The organism is Hymenobacter radiodurans, assembly GCF_004355185.1.
In the GTDB taxonomy this organism is placed as follows: domain Bacteria; phylum Bacteroidota; class Bacteroidia; order Cytophagales; family Hymenobacteraceae; genus Hymenobacter; species Hymenobacter radiodurans.
The window spans coordinates 1,249,954-1,266,900 of the sequence record NZ_CP037922.1; the positions used below are offsets into that span (position 1 = coordinate 1,249,954).

The window sequence follows — 16,947 nt, forward strand, 5'->3', positions numbered from 1 at the left end:
TTGCTAAAAGGATTTTAAAAATAGTATCTTTGCAGCCCCAACGCAGAGACGCTTCAATCGGAAGCAGCGGCAAAAAATAATTTCTTTGTTTAGTTGCGGGAAAAGAAACAGTTCGTACCTTTGCCACCCCGAACGAAAAGCCACTCGGCGTAAGGCAGCAAAATAAGGCTACACGGGTAGCCACAGGGTTAGTCCAATTGGGACTGGCACACGTTCTTTGAATGATTGGAAAAGACAAATTGGTAAGGCTGCCCTAAGTAGGTAACTACCGCGGGCAGCAAGCGTAACCAGACGAGTTCAACACAAAGAGTTGGATCAAGCCCATGACAGCAGCCTATGTTCGCATAGGTGAAGAGAATTTATACAATGGAGAGTTTGATCCTGGCTCAGGATGAACGCTAGCGGCAGGCCTAATACATGCAAGTCGAACGGGTGTAGCAATACACTAGTGGCGCACGGGTGCGTAACGCGTAACCAACCTACCTGGATCTGGGGGATAGCCCGCCGAAAGGCGGATTAATACCGCATAAGCCGTGTGAGTGGCATCACTTGGACGGTAAAGATTTATTGGATTCAGATGGGGTTGCGTAGCATTAGCTAGATGGCGGGGTAACGGCCCACCATGGCGACGATGCTTAGGGGACCTGAGAGGGTGATCCCCCACACTGGCACTGAGATACGGGCCAGACTCCTACGGGAGGCAGCAGTAGGGAATATTGGGCAATGGGCGAGAGCCTGACCCAGCCATGCCGCGTGCCGGATGAAGGCCTTCTGGGTTGTAAACGGCTTTTCTCAGGGAAGAAAAAGAGGATGCGTCCTAAACTGACGGTACCTGAGGAATAAGCACCGGCTAACTCCGTGCCAGCAGCCGCGGTAATACGGAGGGTGCAAGCGTTGTCCGGATTTATTGGGTTTAAAGGGTGCGTAGGTGGCTTGTTAAGTCCGGGGTGAAAGCCCACAGCTCAACTGTGGAACTGCCCTGGATACTGGCAAGCTTGAGAGTAGTCGAGGGTGGCGGAATGGACGGTGTAGCGGTGAAATGCATAGATACCGTCCAGAACCCCAATTGCGTAGGCAGCTGCCTAGGCTACATCTGACACTGAGGCACGAAAGCGTGGGGAGCGAACAGGATTAGATACCCTGGTAGTCCACGCCGTAAACGATGGATACTCGTTGCCAGCGATAGACTGTTGGTGACTTAGCGAAAGCGTTAAGTATCCCACCTGGGGAGTACGCTCGCAAGAGTGAAACTCAAAGGAATTGACGGGGGCCCGCACAAGTGGTGGAGCATGTGGTTTAATTCGATGATACGCGAGGAACCTTACCTAGGCTAGAATGCGCGTGACCGCCTGAGAGATCAGGCTTTCCTTCGGGACACAAAGCAAGGTGCTGCATGGCCGTCGTCAGCTCGTGCCGTGAGGTGTTGGGTTAAGTCCCGCAACGAGCGCAACCCCTACTTTTAGTTGCCAGCGGGTTAAGCCGGGGACTCTAGAAGGACTGCCTGCGCAAGCAGTGAGGAAGGCGGGGACGACGTCAGGTCATCATGGCCCTTACGCCTAGGGCTACACACGTGCTACAATGGCCGGTACAGAGGGTCGCTACTGCGCGAGCAGACGCCAATCTCACAAAACCGGTCTCAGTTCGGATCGGAGTCTGCAACTCGACTCCGTGAAGCTGGAATCACTAGTAATCGCGTATCAGCAATGACGCGGTGAATACGTTCCCGGGCCTTGTACACACCGCCCGTCAAGCCATGGAAGTCTGGTAGACCTGAAGCTGGTGCTCGTCACAGAAGCCAGTTAGGGTAGAACAGGTAACTGGGGCTAAGTCGTAACAAGGTAGCCGTACCGGAAGGTGCGGCTGGATCACCTCCTTTCTGGAGCGGATCCAACTCTTGACCTTTAGTCGTTACACGACAAACCTACCAATACGTCTTTTCCTCTCATTCAAATGATTTTTCGGATTCGATTCTAAATCGAAACCCGGGCTAGTAGCTCAGGTGGTTAGAGCGCGACACTGATAATGTCGAGGTCCGTGGTTCGAGTCCACGCTGGCCCACAGGGGGAAGGCGGGGAGGAGCAGAGCACACGGGGGATTAGCTCAGCTGGCTAGAGCACCTGCCTTGCACGCAGGGGGTCAACGGTTCGAATCCGTTATTCTCCACTAGAGTTGCCCACAGATGGTGGGTAGGCTAGGAGAGTACTCAATACACACTACTAAGCGAGGTCACTCCTTAGTAGTACTGTGTCTTCAACCGGAAGACAGATGTTCTTTGACGTAGGATAACGAGTAAGAAGAAAAAGAAAGAAGCGAGGATTACTTCAATGTAGTTTCTTGTTATGAGCCCTCCTTTCCTTGTGGAAGGAGATAAGGTAAGTAAACAAGGGCACACGGGGGATGCCTAGGCTCTCAGAGGCGAGGAAGGACGTGATAAGCTGCGAAAAGCCGCGGGGATTGGCACATACGAGGTGATCCGCGGGTATCCGAATGGGGCAACCCACCTGTGTGAAGCACAGGGGCGTCTATCTTTAGTGGTAGACGGGCAAACCCGGGGAACTGAAACATCTAAGTACCCGGAGGAACAGAAAATAACAATGATTCCCTAAGTAGTGGCGAGCGAACGGGGACGAGCCCAAACCGGGTTGGTTACGGCCAGCGCGGGGTTGTAGGACCTCAACATCTGATTGTTTGGTTTTAGCTGAACGACGTGGGAAAGTCGATCATAGAGGGTGAGAATCCCGTAAGCGAGAGAATCAAGCACGGTAGAGGATTCCTGAGTAGGGGGGGACCGGAGAAATCCCCTCTGAATCCAGCGGCACCATCCGCTAAGGCTACATACTCCTGAGAGACCGATAGTGAACCAGTACCGTGAGGGAAAGGTGAAAAGAACCTCGAATAGAGGAGTGAAAAGAACCTGAAACCGTGTGCTTACAAGCGGTCGGAGCCCTTTTGTGGGGTGACGGCGTGCCTTTTGCATAATGAGCCTACGAGTTACTCCTCCCTGGCAAGGTTAAATGACTCAAGTCATGGAGCCGCAGCGAAAGCGAGTCTGAATAGGGCGCAGAGTCAGGGGGGTAGACGCGAAACTTTGTGATCTACCCATGACCAGGGTGAAGGTTGGGTAAAACCAACTGGAGGCCCGAACCAGTTTCCGTTGAAAAGGATTTGGATGAGTTGTGGGTAGGGGTGAAAGGCCAATCAAACTGAGAAATAGCTCGTACTCCCCGAAATGTATTTAGGTACAGCGTCGGCGTTGAGTTACGTGGAGGTAGAGCTACCGATTGGACTAGGGGGTGTCAAAGCCTACCGAATCCAGACGAACTCCGAATGCCACGTAATATAGCCGGCAGTGAGGCGTGGGGTGCTAAGGTCCCATGCCGAGAGGGAAAGAACCCAGACCATCCGCTAAGGTCCCTAAATTCGGACTAAGTTGAACAAAGGAGGTCCACTTGCCTTGACAGCCAGGATGTTGGCTTGGAAGCAGCCATTCATTTAAAGAGTGCGTAACAGCTCACTGGTCGAGCGAGAGGGCATCGATAATACGCGGGCATCAAGTCCGGTACCGAAGCGATGGATTTATGCTATGCATAAGTGGTAGGGGAGCATTCTAGCAGCGGTGAAGGTATGCTGTCAGGCGTGCTGGAGCGGCTAGAAAAGCAAATGTAGGCATGAGTAACGATAAGGCGGGTGAGAAACCCGCCCCCGATAGACTAAGGTTTCCTGCTCAACGCTAATCGGAGCAGGGTTAGTCGGGACCTAAGGCTACGCCGAGAGGCTACGTCGATGGACAGCTGGTTGATATTCCAGCACTTACAATGAGAAGTGATGCAGTGACGCAGAAGTGAAAGTACCGCGGGCGGACGGAAGTGCCCGTTGAAGCGCGTAGGTATAGAGACAGTAGGTAAATCCGCTGACTTTGCTGAAACGTGATAGTACCCTACGGCCTCGGCCACGGGGATAGTGTACCTAATCAGACTGCCAAGAAAACCTGCTAAGCGTTTTAATCTTATTGTAACCCGTACCGCAAACCGACACAGGTAGTCAAGGAGAGTATCCTGAGGGGCTCGAGTGAATCACGGCCAAGGAACTCGGCAAAATGGACCTGTAACTTCGGGAGAAGGGTCGCTTCCTTGTCGCAAGACAAGAAGCCGCAGTGAAAAGGCCCAGGCGACTGTTTAACAAAAACACATGACTTTGCGAACGCGTAAGCGGAAGTATAAGGTCTGACACCTGCCCGGTGCCGGAAGGTTAAGAGGGGAACTTAGTCGCAAGGCGAAGGTTTGAATCGAAGCCCCGGTAAACGGCGGCCGTAACTATAACGGTCCTAAGGTAGCGAAATTCCTTGTCGGGTAAGTTCCGACCTGCACGAATGGTGTAACGATCTGGGCGCTGTCTCAGCCGTGAGCTCGGTGAAATTGTAGTCTCGGTGAAGATGCCGAGTACCCGCCACGGGACGGAAAGACCCCGTGCACCTTTACTATAGCTTGACATTGACGCTGGGTAACACATGTGTAGGATAGGTGGGAGGCTATGAGCCGGAGGCGCCAGCTTTCGGGGAGCCAACGTTGAAATACCACCCTTGTGTTACTCGGTGCCTAATCTCCGAGACGGGGAAACAGTGTCTGGTGGGTAGTTTGACTGGGGTGGTCGCCTCCAAAAGAGTATCGGAGGCTTTCAAAGGTCCGCTCAGTACGCTTGGTAACCGTACGCAGAGCGCAATAGCAGAAGCGGGCTTGACTGTGAGGCCTACAAGCCGAGCAGGGTCGAAAGACGGATATAGTGATCCGGTGGTTCCGCATGGAAGGGCCATCGCTCAAAGGATAAAAGGTACGCCGGGGATAACAGGCTGATCTCCCCCAAGAGCTCATATCGACGGGGAGGTTTGGCACCTCGATGTCGGCTCGTCACGTCCTGGGGCTGGAGAAGGTCCCAAGGGTTCGGCTGTTCGCCGATTAAAGTGGCACGCGAGCTGGGTTCAGAACGTCGTGAGACAGTTCGGTCCCTATCTGTGGTGGGCGTTAGAGATTTGCGAGGACCTGTCCTTAGTACGAGAGGACCGGGATGGACCAGCCGCTAGTGCACCGGTTGTGGCGCCAGCTGCAGCGCCGGGTAGCTACGCTGGGATGAGATAAGCGCTGAAAGCATCTAAGTGCGAAACTCACCTCAAGATGAGATCTCTCATATACGAAGAGTCGTGGTAGACTACCACGTCGATAGGCTACAGGTGGAAGGTCCGAAATGGCTGAGCCGAGTAGTACTAATGACTCGAACACTTACCTAGTACCAGCTCTTTTCTGTGGCTTCTTACTCGTTTTCTACGTCAACGTTTTTGTTGTGGCTGTGCACTAGCCACAACCGCCAGTAATGGTGGCTTTAGCCCGGGTGTTCACCTCTTCCCATTCCGAACAGAGCAGTTAAGCCCCGGAGCGCCTATGGTACTACCTTCACCGGTGGGAGAGTCGGTCGCCGCCAACCTTACTTTCAGTTCAGCCCCCAGCGTCCCTTTATCAGCGGATGCGGGGGGCTGTTCGCGTTTACATACGAACCCCATTTTACCTAGGCGAGAAGCCGTCTTTCTCTCCTATGTGAAATAGGAGTAGACTATCTTTAAATGGTATCTTTAGCAATGGCGTTATTATCTCCGTGGTTTTTAATGGGATTACTTGCTGTAGCTATTCCTATTGTTATTCATTTTTTTGAGTTGCGCAGGCCTCAACTCATTCATTTTACCAATGTTGGCTTTATTAAGGAGGTAAAACTCGTAACTGCTCGTCAAAGGAAATTAAAGCACTTACTAGTTTTACTGGCTCGGATTGGGTTTATTCTGTTCTTGGTCCTGATGTTCTGTCAGCCATTTATCCCGGCCGCAAAGGAAGACATAAGGGAAGGAGACTCTGTTTCTATGCTTGTAGATACTTCACCAAGTATGCAAGCTCAAGGTAGTGATCAATCTTTGTTGGATAGGGCATTGGAAGAGGCTAGAAATCTTGCTGATGTCTATCCAGCCACAACTCGGTTTCATCTTCCTCCAGCTGGTAATACACTTAGTAAAGCTGCATTCCAGAGTGCTACAGAACAGCTTACTATATCAGGGCAAGCCGGAGGTTTAAGCACATTTTTAGTTAAGAGAGAAAGGTTGGCTAGAGATGGAAGTGGGCAAACTTTCATCTTTTCAGATTTTCAGAAAAATGATTTCTCTTCTGAACTATTATCTCAGCTTGATTCCACGAATAAGATTTTTCTGGTGCCTACAGGTCAGCAAGATATCGTCAAGAATGTATATGTAGATAGCGTAGTGCTAGATGATGCATTCGTGCGACGCGGTGCTGATATAATATTGCGAATTCGATTACGCAATGGCGGGCAAGAGGCGGTTGAAAATTGTCAGGTCAAGTTATTCATAGGTGATAAGCAAGCAGCGGTATATCGTACGACCGTTGGGATTGAGAACCCAATAACTACCCCCGTAAGGGTACGCATTGACAGTAATGAGTTGCAACGTTGTAGGGTAGAGATCGAGGATTTTCCAGTAACCTTTGATAATACCTACTACTTTACCCTCCAGCCTTCGCCGCAGATCCGTATCGTTGATTTGGCCACGGGTGAACCAGCTACGCAACGTTTATATGCAAATGAAGTCTTATTCTCATACAGAAAAAGCACTCCACAGACCATAAATTATAGTGAGTTAGCAGGGGCTAATCTTGCTATAGTTCAGCAGCCACGCGTGGATGCTAGCCTGCGCGAAAATATAAAGAGGCTAGTAGATAATGGCGGCTCAGTAGTTATTGTGCCACCTGCACTTGCCGCAGGGCGCGCATCTTACATGCAACTGTTCAAAGAGTTAGGAATAGGCTCGGTGCAATGGGAGCCTGTGCCTACTGGCACGCCAGGGCTCAAGGATGTATCTGTTCCAAGTCCTCAAAATCCTTTCTTTAAAGAAGTATTTGCAGCCCGTAACCGACAGACTGTAATGCCAAAAGTGTCGCCTGTATTACGCTGGTCAAGGTCTGAAACAGACATTCTGCGGCTAGCAGATGGCGACGGCTATCTAGCCAGCTTCAACAGCGGTAGGGGTACTGTATATTTATTTTCTGCCCCATTTGAGACAGAATATTCAGACTTTACTAGTCATGCTTTATTTGTGCCAGTAATGTACCGATTGGCAATGGAAAGCTTTCGAAATGACCAGAATCCAGCTTACCGATTAAATCAACGGACAGTAGTAGTGGCTGTACCAGAAGCAACAGACAATGCCGAGCAAGTATTTAAGCTAACAAAGGATAGTTCAACATTCATTCCTGTGCAGCGACTACAAGCGGGCGCGTTGCGTTTTGATGTTCCACCTGGAATGCAAGATGCCGGCTTTTATCAGCTTACGCGTAACGGTCGTACAGTCAAAACCCTGGCATTTAACCTCGATAAGCGAGAATCAGATTTGGCGCGCTACTCAGCCGATGAACTGCGGAACATGATTGGCAATAACCATCCAAATATTCAGGTTTATGACGCATCTGGGGGGCAAACTGTAGCAGCACAGTATCGGGCTGAGCGAATCGGTACACCCTTATGGCAATACTGCTTGTGGGCTGCACTTGCCTGTTTGCTGGTCGAAGCGCTGTTACTTCGTTTTATGACCAGACCTAAACTAGCGGAACCAATGGCCGTGGCCGCCTAGAAATCTATCCAATAGTCTTTGCGGCAGGTGTCTACTATCTTGCTTTACCACCTTCCAAATCAAGTGAACTCAGCCTCCGAACCTAACAAGCTTACTGTACGCCATGCGCTCCGCTACGGAATTGGAGCTGGATTCATATGTGTTATTTGGGTAATCGTACTTTATCTGACCGACAACAATCCATATGGACCTAAGCGTTTGCTGAGTGTGTTCGTACCACCATTGGCTGTATTACTCTGCCAATGGGCAATTCGGCGTTCCTTTTTGCCAGTGGGGCCAGGCTTGCGACGTGCATTATTAGCTGGTATTCTGACGACCGTTCTGGCTGCTGTGACGTCGGCGGCCGGTATCTATGGCTTTGCACGAATCACTGGGCAAGCACCAATTGATCGACATTTGGCAGAGATGAAAGTGCTTCTTGAGGCTAGTAAGGCAGAATTTGTAAAGCAGCCAGGAGGCCAAGAACAATACGACCGAGCCCGTCAAAGCTTAGCGCACACGCCGCAGGCGTTGGCATCTGATGATTTTGAGAAGAAATTGCTGTTTGGATTGCTTTTAAGCTTTCCGGGGGGCGTTTTCTTTAGAAAATAACTGCGTTATTGCCGCTATTATTCATCTTTCTCTCATTTCATAAATGCCATGGCAAATAATTCTACTCCAGTTTCTACTACCTCTGTTGGCTTACGTTATGGCCTTTTGACGGGTATTGTATCTATTATTTACTCCTTTATTCTGCTGGCTGCTAATCTGCAACAGAATAGTGCTTTAGCATTATTAAGCTTCGTTATTCTGATCGTTGGAATTATTCTAGCGCATAAAACTTATAAAGAGAGTAATAATGGTTTTATGTCCTATGGACAAGGGTTAGGTATTGGAGCGCTTGTAGGCTTAGTTACTGGTCTTTTAGGTGGTGTTTTTAATTATATATATACGACGTTTATTGATCCTAGCGCCGCTCAGCGTGCGATGGAGCAAGCGCGTGCCAAGTTGGAAGAATCAGGCAGTATGAGTGACGCTCAAATTGATCAAACTGTTCAAATGTCTCAGCGTTTCTCAAGTGGCCCAGTGGGGATAGTGGTCGCACTTATATCATTTGCGATTGCAGGGTTTCTACTTAGCCTTATTATAGCTGCTATTACCAAGCATAATCGTCCCGAATTTGAGTAAGCGTTTGCCTCAACATTTTCCTGTTGAAATATCAGTCGTAATCCCACTGCTCAACGAAGCAGAATCGTTGCCAGAATTGACACGTTGGATTCATCGGGTACTGGCTCAGCACGGACTCACGTACGAAGTCATTTTGATTGATGACGGTAGTACCGATGATTCTTGGGAGGTAATCGAGGAATTGGCGCAGGCCGATACTCATCTACGCGGCATCCGCTTCAATCGTAATTATGGTAAGTCGGCCGCTCTCAATGTGGGCTTTCGGGCAGCAGTGGGGCGTGTGGTGTGCACCATGGATGCCGACTTGCAGGATTCCCCGGAGGAGTTGCCCGAACTCTATCGTATGATTACGGAAGAGCACTATGACTTGGTGAGTGGCTGGAAGAAAAAGCGTTTCGACCCACTGAGCAAGACCATTCCAACCAAGCTTTTTAACGGCGTTACACGTTGGATATCAGGTATTCAGCTGCATGATTTCAACTGCGGTCTTAAAGCCTACGACCAACGCGTGGTAAAAGGCATTGAGGTGTACGGGGAGATGCATCGCTACATCCCGGTAATTGCCAAATGGAACGGCTTTGCCCGCATCGGGGAGAAGCCGGTACAGCATCAGGAGCGGAAGTACGGGGTGACGAAGTTTGGCCTAGAACGCTTTGTATACGGCTTTCTGGACTTGCTGAGCATCACCTTCGTAAGTCGTTTTCGGCGGCGTCCCATGCACTTTTTTGGCACGATGGGCACGTTGTCATTTCTGCTCGGAATGATCATCACCCTATGGATTGGGGGGCAAAAAGTCTATCTGGCTCTAAACAACTTAAAAGCGCGCGACGTAACCGCACAGCCTTTATTCTTTCTGGCTTTGGTAGCGGTAATTGTAGGTGTTCAATTGTTTTTAGCGGGATTTCTGGCCGAGATGATTTCTTTGAGCGGCGCCCGTCGGAATGACTACTTAGTAAGGGAGAAACTGAATATTAAATAGCGGAGTAGCCCGTAATCAGCAAGCGTTAAAACATGCTGATTACGGGCTGTTTCTTGTTTCATTTATGCCAAGCTGAAACTATGCGCGTCGTCATTATTGGGCCTGCGTATCCGTTACGGGGTGGACTAGCCACCTACAATGAGCGGTTAGCGCGGGCTTTCCGCGACGCCGGTGACGATGTGCGGCTCGTAACATTTAGCTTACAATATCCTAGCTTTCTATTTCCGGGGCAAACCCAGTTTAGTACCGAAAAAGCCCCCCACGACTTACAAATTGAGGTTAGTATTAATTCGGTGAGTCCGGTATCGTGGTGGCGCGTAGGGAATCGGTTGCGTCGCGAAAAGCCGGATTTGGTTGTTTTCCGCTTTTGGCTGCCGTTTATGGGCCCGGCGTTGGGCACCATTGCCCGCCTTATTGCCCGCAATCGCCACACGCGTGTAGTCGCCATCACCGACAATGTAATTCCGCACGAAAAACGCCCCGGCGACCGGCCCCTGACGCGCTATTTCCTGTCGGCTTGTCATGGGTTCGTGACGATGTCGCGCTCCGTGCTGGCTGATCTGCGCCGCTTGCATTTCAACCAGCCCGCTCGCTACCAGCCACACCCGCTTTACGATAATTTCGGCCCTTTAAAGCCCAAAAAGCAAGCTCTGCAGGCGCTAAATCTTAGCCCGGATTTTCAATACATTCTGTTTTTTGGCTTCATTCGAGCTTATAAAGGCTTGGATCTTTTGCTTGAAGCCTTCGCTGATACGCGACTTAGCGCCTTGCCAGTTAAGCTTCTTATTGCCGGCGAATTTTATGAGCCTGCTGCACCTTACGATGCTTTGATTCAGCAGTATAAATTGGAAGAACGGTTGGTGCGGGCCACCGACTTTATTCCCAATGAGCGCGTCGCTGACTACTTCTGCGCCGCCGATCTGGTCGTTCAACCGTACAAAAACGCGACTCAAAGCGGCGTATCACAGATCGCCTATCACTTTGAGCGCCCTATGCTGGTCACTGATGTTGGCGGCTTATCGGAGCTGATACCCGACGGCGAGGTGGGCTACGTTACCAAAGCACAGCCAAAAGCTATTGCCGACGCATTGGTTGATTTTTATCAAAATAAGCGGGAGCAGCAGTTTACGGCAGGGGTGCGAGAGCAAAAAAAACAGTTTTCCTGGAGTGAGATTGTAACAGCGCTCAAAGCCGTGGCAAACTAACTTTGTAGGATCGAAGTGGGCAATGAAGCCTGCACGGCTGCAAAAACCTTAGCGGGGGGCAAATCTTCCATACAGCTCGTCCCTACCTTACAGGTACCACGGTAAAAGCAAACACACTGCCGGTCAGGCTGCACGATCTGACCGCGGCCGTACAGATCGAATTCATGGGGATTGAAGATATTGTTCATCAGCACGGTTGGCTTGCCAAGCGCAATGCTAATGTGCATGGCCATCGTAACCTGAGTCACAACCAGATCCATCTGCTGCATCATGTTGATAAACTGCTCCAACGGAAACGTGCCCAGATAAGCAGCTCCGGTAGCTAGGCGCAGGCGCTGGTTACGTTCGTCTTCCGCAGTACCACCAAGTAGCACGGGCGTATAGCCAGCTTGTTGAAGTTGAGTGATTAGCTCTATCCAGTGCGTGTCGGACCATAAGCGGGTGGTCCAACGGTCGCCACAGCCAGTATTAAGACCAATGCGCGGGCGGCTCGTCGGTAAGGCGTCCCATTGGTATCCTTTATCGTCGTGGTTATCGAAAACGTACTCCTCGCCCCGAAACTCGTAGCCACACAGCTCAAAGATCTCCTGCACATACGGCTTCTGATTTTCTAAGCTCAACTCATCAAATACACCCGTAAGGAACTTGTGATTAGCCAAGGTATTGCCAGGCCATGGTATGCCATTCGGGAGCAGTGTATAACCAAACTTCTGCACCGCCCGAATAGTATCGTGCAGGGCGCAGGCTTCTTTGTCTTTATCTAAGTTGAATAGCAGCTCAAACTCGCGGGCCTGCAAGTGCAACACCGTGGCTAAGTCCAGCTTCAGAATCTCATCTACGGCGCTGGGGGGCAAAATAGCGGGCGTATGCGTGAGCCAAGTGATTTTAGCCGCCGGATATTCCTGACGAAGCCGGCGCAGCAGGGGGGTAGTCCGAATTACGTCGCCAATGGCACCGAGCTTAATGATGAGAATCCGTTGCTGCGTAGGTGCATATACTGGGCAGCCGGCGCATTGGTAGCCATGCTCTTTATTAGGCTGGCAAGGAACGTCACCGCGGAAATGGCGGCAGTCAGGGTGGACGAGGATGCCGTTGAGTTCGGGCATTGAGGGCTGGAATTATCTTTTGTTTAATCTGCAAGCTGGCGGATGGAGTTGTCACTCTAAGTACATTCGCCGGCAATCAACGGCTGTTAAATACCCACATAATTCATGGGAGAAATGGCTCGCAGCTCAGCCTTCACTTCTTCGCTTACCGTCAGGGTATCGATGAACTCCCGAATTGTTTGCTCAGTAATCGGGCCGTGGGTGCGAGTGAGCGCCTTGAGCGCGTTGTAAGGATCGGGGTAATTCTCGCGGCGCAAAATGGTTTGGATGGCCTCCGCTACCACGGGCCAGTTAGCGTCAAGGTCGCGGCGGAGGGCTTGTTCATCGAGGGCTAACTTGCTTAAGCCACGTTGTAAAGAGTTCAACGCCAATAGTGTGTGGCCAAGTGGCACGCCCAGATTACGCAGTACTGTGGAGTCGGTGAGGTCGCGCTGAAGGCGGGAGATAGGCAGCTTGGCAGCCAAATGCTCCAGCAAAGCGTTGGCTACTCCCAAGTTACCTTCTGCATTCTCAAAATCAATAGGGTTGACCTTGTGCGGCATAGCCGACGAGCCCACTTCGCCGGCCTTGATGGTCTGACGGAAATACCCCAGCGAAATGTATTGCCACACGTCGCGGGCGAAGTCAATCAGAATGGTATTCAGCCTCTTTAAGCCGTCGCAGGTAGCAGCCAAGTGGTCGTAATGCTCAATCTGAGTGGTCGGGTGGCTTCGATGCAAGCCTAAGGTGTTATTTACAAATTGGTTAGCAAACTCCTTCCAATCTACCAAGGGGTAGGCGACATGATGCGCATTAAAGTTGCCAGTGGCTCCTCCGAACTTAGCGCCGAACGGGACCTGAGCTAGCAGCTCCAACTGTGCTGCTAGCCGAGCAGCGAATACCTCTATTTCTTTACCCAGGCGGGTTGGGGAAGCCGGCTGCCCATGCGTGCGGGCAAGCATCGGAATTGCCCCCAGGTTTGGGAAAATGCCTGCAAATGCTGTTGCAAGCCAACATATTGTGGCAATATTATTTCCGTCAGTGCCTCGCGCAAGCTGAGAGGAATAGCCGTGTTATTGATGTCTTGAGAAGTGAGGCCAAAATGAATAAACTCCAGATAATCGCCTAACCCTAGTGAGGAGAACTGGTCGCGCAGGAAATACTCAACAGCCTTTACGTCGTGGTTCGTCACGCGCTCATGAGCTTTCACCGCTTCCGCATCCTTAATGGAGAACTTTTTGTAAACTTCTCTTAATGAGGCAAATGTATTAGAATCAACGCTGGATAATTGGGGTAGAGGTAGCTCACAGAGCGCAATAAAGTATTCTACTTCCACCCGCACCCGGTAACGAATCAGCGCCAGCTCGGAGAAATAAGGGGCTAATGGAGCCGTCTGGCGGTGGTAGCGGCCATCGAGGGGAGAGAGGGCCGTGAGCGGAGAAAGTGTAGTGTCAGGGGCAGACATGAGAGGCAGAAAAAGTCAGAAGGACCAAAGGTAGCGAATGCGCTCACGCTACCATAAACGCCGCGTTCGGCTTTTCGCTACCTTTGTGGCTCGTGCGGCCGTGGGTTCGGCGCGAATTTCGCAGAGCCTGGTCGCGATATCCTCTCCCTGATTATTCGCGTGACTCCTGCTACTAAGAAAAAAATCGCCCTTGGCTTCGGCATCCTCGTGCTGCTGTTGGCTGGCGCCGTTGGCGTATTCTTCCTGAAGCGCCAACAACTTCTGGACTATGCTCTCGCTCAGGTCAAAACGCGGGTAGAGCGAAAGTATCCTGTGCAGCTGACCCTTGGACCGGCTAAGTTTACTGACTTCAACACGGTGCGTGTTGAGGGCGTTTCTCTGGTGCCTACGGGCAAGGATACATTACTGCGGGCCCGTAGCATCAATGCTTCTTTGAGTGCCCGCTCCTTGTTCGCGGGGCGGCCGGTATTCAGCAATTTGCAGATCGATAATGCCCGACTAACGGCCCTTAAAACGGCTGCTACCGATAATTTTTCTTTCCTCTACAAAAAGAAAAGCCGGCCGACTGCCGTGGTGCGTGATACTACACAGGGCACCAATTATGGCCTGCTACTGAATCAACTCATCGAGGCCGGATTCGATAATATTCCCGCTGAGGCTGATTTTAAGAACTTTCTCGTCACCTACCGCAGCCCAGGCCATGCGGCGACCATTGATATGCCCAGCCTGACCATTGAAGATGGTAATATTGCGGGGCAACTAACAGCAACTATCGATTCCGTTGAAAATCGAGTAGGCATTCAGGGGCGGGTTGAACCCCGCGACTACGTGGTGCAGGCCAAGGTATATGGCTTAAATAAGCGCCCGGTAGTATTCCCTTACTTACAGCAGCGCTATAAAGCGCGCGTACAGTTTGATACGCTACGCTTTAGCCTGACCGATAAGGAACTAGATGACGATGAGCTGACACTACGCGGTACAGCAGCAGCCAGCAACTTTGCTGTTTATCAGGCCAAGCTTGCTGATCGGGATATTGTAGTGCGCAGTGGAGTTATGGATTTTGTGGCTACGCTGGGCCAGGGGGCTTTTTCGCTGGATGAGGGCACAAAGGTGACGCTGAATAAGATGGTGTTTTACCCCGCCATCAGTTTGCGCAAGCTGCCGGTTCAGCAGCGGCGCATCGGTAAAAAGCTGAACGGCCTAACCTCCCGCAATGACTTACTGGCCGGCTTGCAGTTTAAAGCGGATATCAAGTCGACGGAAACGACAGCCAATGACTTTTTCGCTTCGTTGCCGGAAGGCATGTTTGAAACCCTGGAAGGAACGAAGGGCGAGGGCACGCTTACGTACAGCCTGAAGGCAGCGTTGGACATGAACCAGCTCGATAGCCTGACGTTCAATTCAACACTGCGCAGCAAAAACTTCCGCGTTACGCGCTGGGGCAATGAAGATCTGAGTAAGCTGAATCAAGCCTTTGCTTATACCGCTTATAACGACAAGGGCGACTCTATTCGCACCTTCAAAGTAGGGACTCCTAACCGGGATTTTACGCCTTTCAACCGAATTTCCAATCACCTCAAAAACGCCATCCTGACGGCCGAAGACCCGCGCTTCTTCACGCATAAAGGATTCATGGAAAAGGCGTTTGTGAAGTCAGCCATTCAGAATATTAAAGAGAAGCGCTTCGCACGTGGTGGCAGCACTATCTCGATGCAGTTGGTCAAAAACGTATTTCTGACGCGTAAGAAAACTCTGGCTCGGAAAGCAGAAGAGACGCTGATTGTGTGGATTATTGAAAATACGCGTGTTGCGTCGAAGGAACGCATGTTTGAAGTGTATCTCAACATTATTGAGTGGGGACCCAAAGTGTATGGAGTAACAGATGCAGCCCGCTTCTATTTTGATAAATCACCCAGCGAGTTGAATTTATCCGAAAGCCTGTACCTAGCCAGCATTGTGCCCAAGCCTAAGTTCTACCGTTACTCCTTCGATAGCTACGGTAACCTGCGCGGCAGTGCGCGATATTTCTACCGACTTATTGCTGGTATTATGGCCAAGCGGGGTATGATCTCCCAAAGTGCCTATGATGATCTGTCGTTGGGTGTGGCGCTCAATGGTCCGGCGCGTAAGTACATTGTGACGGCCGTGGATACCGTACGCGCCTTCGCGCCTGCCGACTCTGCGCAGTTTGAGCCTCTGAATTTGATTGATTTGCTTGGGGGCAATACAACCCCTGATGCGGGCGTAAATACCACTCCGCCTGATCAAGATGATAACAACAACCCTACTCCAAATCCGCAACAGCCATAAGTACATTGTTGCCCGTGATTCAGGAAAATACAGTTACAAAAAAGCCCCCAGAATACTTCTGGGGAGCTTTTTTGTGGTCAATCAATTACTTGTGCAGTGGCAGAGTGTCTTCCTTTTCCTTCTTGGGCAACACCAGAGATAGGATAACCGATATCACCAGAATGAAGCCTACCACTCCCAAAGAAATGGCCATAGGAATATGGAGGTAATCAGTAATTAAGAGTTTGAAACCGATAAATATCAGGATCAGGGATAAGCCGTAGTGCAGGTAGTGGAAAAGTCGCATAAGCCCTTCCAAAGCAAAGTACAAAGCTCGCAGACCAAGCAGTGCAAACACATTGGAAGTGTACACGATAAACGTGTCGCGGGAAACGGCGAGAATGGCGGGGATAGAATCGGCGGCAAACACGACGTCTGTAGTTTCGACCATTACTAGTACTACAAACAGGGGAGTAGCGAACAGCAGGTTTTCTTTGCGCACAAAGAAGCGCCCATCTTCTATCTTGCTGGTAATGGGCATATAGCGACTCAAGAACTTGACCACGGGATTATTATCAGGGTCAATTTCGGGCTCACTACCGCTGGTGGCCATTTTGATGCCCGTATAAATCAGGAACGCGCCTAGTACATACAGCAAGAAGTGAAACTTGGCCAGTAAAGCCGCTCCTACCAGGATAAAGACTGCCCGCAGCACCAAGGCTCCAATAATTCCCCAAAAAAGGATTTTGTGCTGGTATTGCTGGGGAACCTTGAAGTAACTGAAAATGAGCAGGAACACGAATAAATTGTCCACACTCAGAGACTTCTCAATCAGGTAGCCGGTCAGAAATTCCAGTCCGGCCTGCTTGCCCATCGTGCGATACACGAGGTAATTGAACGTGAGGGAAAGGGCAATCCAGAATGCGCTCCAACCCAGGGCTTCGCGCATTTTTACCACATGGGCCTTGCGGTTGAACACCAGCAAATCCAGCATTAGCATTGCTAATACAAAGACGTTGAAGCCAACCCAAAAGGCGGGGGTATTTTCCATTCGTTGTTAGTAGGTAGATACTGGACCA

Annotated in this window: 8 protein-coding genes, 2 tRNA genes, 3 rRNA genes and 1 pseudogene; 11 read left to right on the plus strand and 3 right to left on the minus strand. The window is 50.7% G+C overall.

Annotated elements, in window-relative coordinates:
- Window positions 1-363: 363 nt before the first annotated feature.
- From EPD59_RS06500 to EPD59_RS06545, 10 genes are all read left to right on the plus strand, one after another.
- Window positions 364-1,876 (plus strand): 16S ribosomal RNA (locus tag EPD59_RS06500).
- 108 nt (window positions 1,877-1,984) lie between these two features.
- A tRNA-Ile gene (locus EPD59_RS06505) sits at window positions 1,985-2,058 on the plus strand.
- 31 nt (window positions 2,059-2,089) lie between these two features.
- A tRNA-Ala gene (locus tag EPD59_RS06510) sits at window positions 2,090-2,163 on the plus strand.
- 207 nt (window positions 2,164-2,370) lie between these two features.
- A 23S ribosomal RNA gene (locus EPD59_RS06515) occupies window positions 2,371-5,281 on the plus strand.
- An 82-nt stretch (window positions 5,282-5,363) separates the two neighbouring features.
- Window positions 5,364-5,475 (plus strand): 5S ribosomal RNA (gene rrf / locus EPD59_RS06520).
- The 16S, 23S and 5S rRNA genes sit together here with 2 tRNA genes alongside, the layout of an rRNA operon.
- 151 nt (window positions 5,476-5,626) lie before the next feature.
- Window positions 5,627-7,678, plus strand: coding sequence for a BatA domain-containing protein (locus tag EPD59_RS06525; protein ID WP_165963495.1), 2,052 nt, complete (start codon window positions 5,627-5,629; stop codon window positions 7,676-7,678).
- A gap of 27 nt (window positions 7,679-7,705) precedes the next feature.
- Window positions 7,706-8,269, plus strand: a complete 564-nt coding sequence (locus EPD59_RS06530) for a DUF4199 domain-containing protein (protein WP_165963496.1) — start codon at window positions 7,706-7,708, stop codon at window positions 8,267-8,269.
- Window positions 8,270-8,317: 48 nt separating this feature from the next.
- Window positions 8,318-8,845, plus strand: a complete 528-nt coding sequence (locus tag EPD59_RS06535) for a DUF4199 domain-containing protein (RefSeq protein WP_133272078.1) — start codon at window positions 8,318-8,320, stop codon at window positions 8,843-8,845.
- 4 nt (window positions 8,846-8,849) lie between these two features.
- Window positions 8,850-9,824: a glycosyltransferase family 2 protein gene (locus tag EPD59_RS06540; protein ID WP_240731646.1), complete on the plus strand. Its 975-nt coding sequence runs from the start codon at window positions 8,850-8,852 to the stop codon at window positions 9,822-9,824.
- Window positions 9,825-9,904: 80 nt separating this feature from the next.
- Window positions 9,905-11,029 (plus strand): glycosyltransferase, encoded by a 1,125-nt coding sequence (locus EPD59_RS06545; protein WP_133272080.1) that lies wholly within the window; start codon window positions 9,905-9,907, stop codon window positions 11,027-11,029.
- Here EPD59_RS06545 and EPD59_RS06550 read toward each other — a convergent pair.
- A complete protein-coding gene (locus tag EPD59_RS06550) occupies window positions 11,026-12,135 on the minus strand; it encodes a glycosyltransferase family 9 protein (protein WP_133272081.1) in 1,110 nt (369 codons plus the stop codon). The two genes, EPD59_RS06545 and EPD59_RS06550, sit on opposite strands and share 4 nt — an antisense overlap.
- 86 nt (window positions 12,136-12,221) lie before the next feature.
- Window positions 12,222-13,579, minus strand: a pseudogene (gene purB / locus EPD59_RS06555) (adenylosuccinate lyase).
- A 159-nt stretch (window positions 13,580-13,738) separates the two neighbouring features.
- On the opposite strand from purB, the gene EPD59_RS06560 reads away from it, so the two are divergent.
- Window positions 13,739-15,889: a transglycosylase domain-containing protein gene (locus tag EPD59_RS06560; protein ID WP_133272082.1), complete on the plus strand. Its 2,151-nt coding sequence runs from the start codon at window positions 13,739-13,741 to the stop codon at window positions 15,887-15,889.
- Window positions 15,890-15,974: 85 nt separating this feature from the next.
- Here the strand turns inward: EPD59_RS06560 and EPD59_RS06565 are convergent, their stop codons facing one another.
- Entirely contained in the window at window positions 15,975-16,919 is a 945-nt protein-coding gene (locus tag EPD59_RS06565; protein WP_133272083.1) for a TerC family protein, read from the minus strand.
- Window positions 16,920-16,947: the final 28 nt, after the last annotated feature.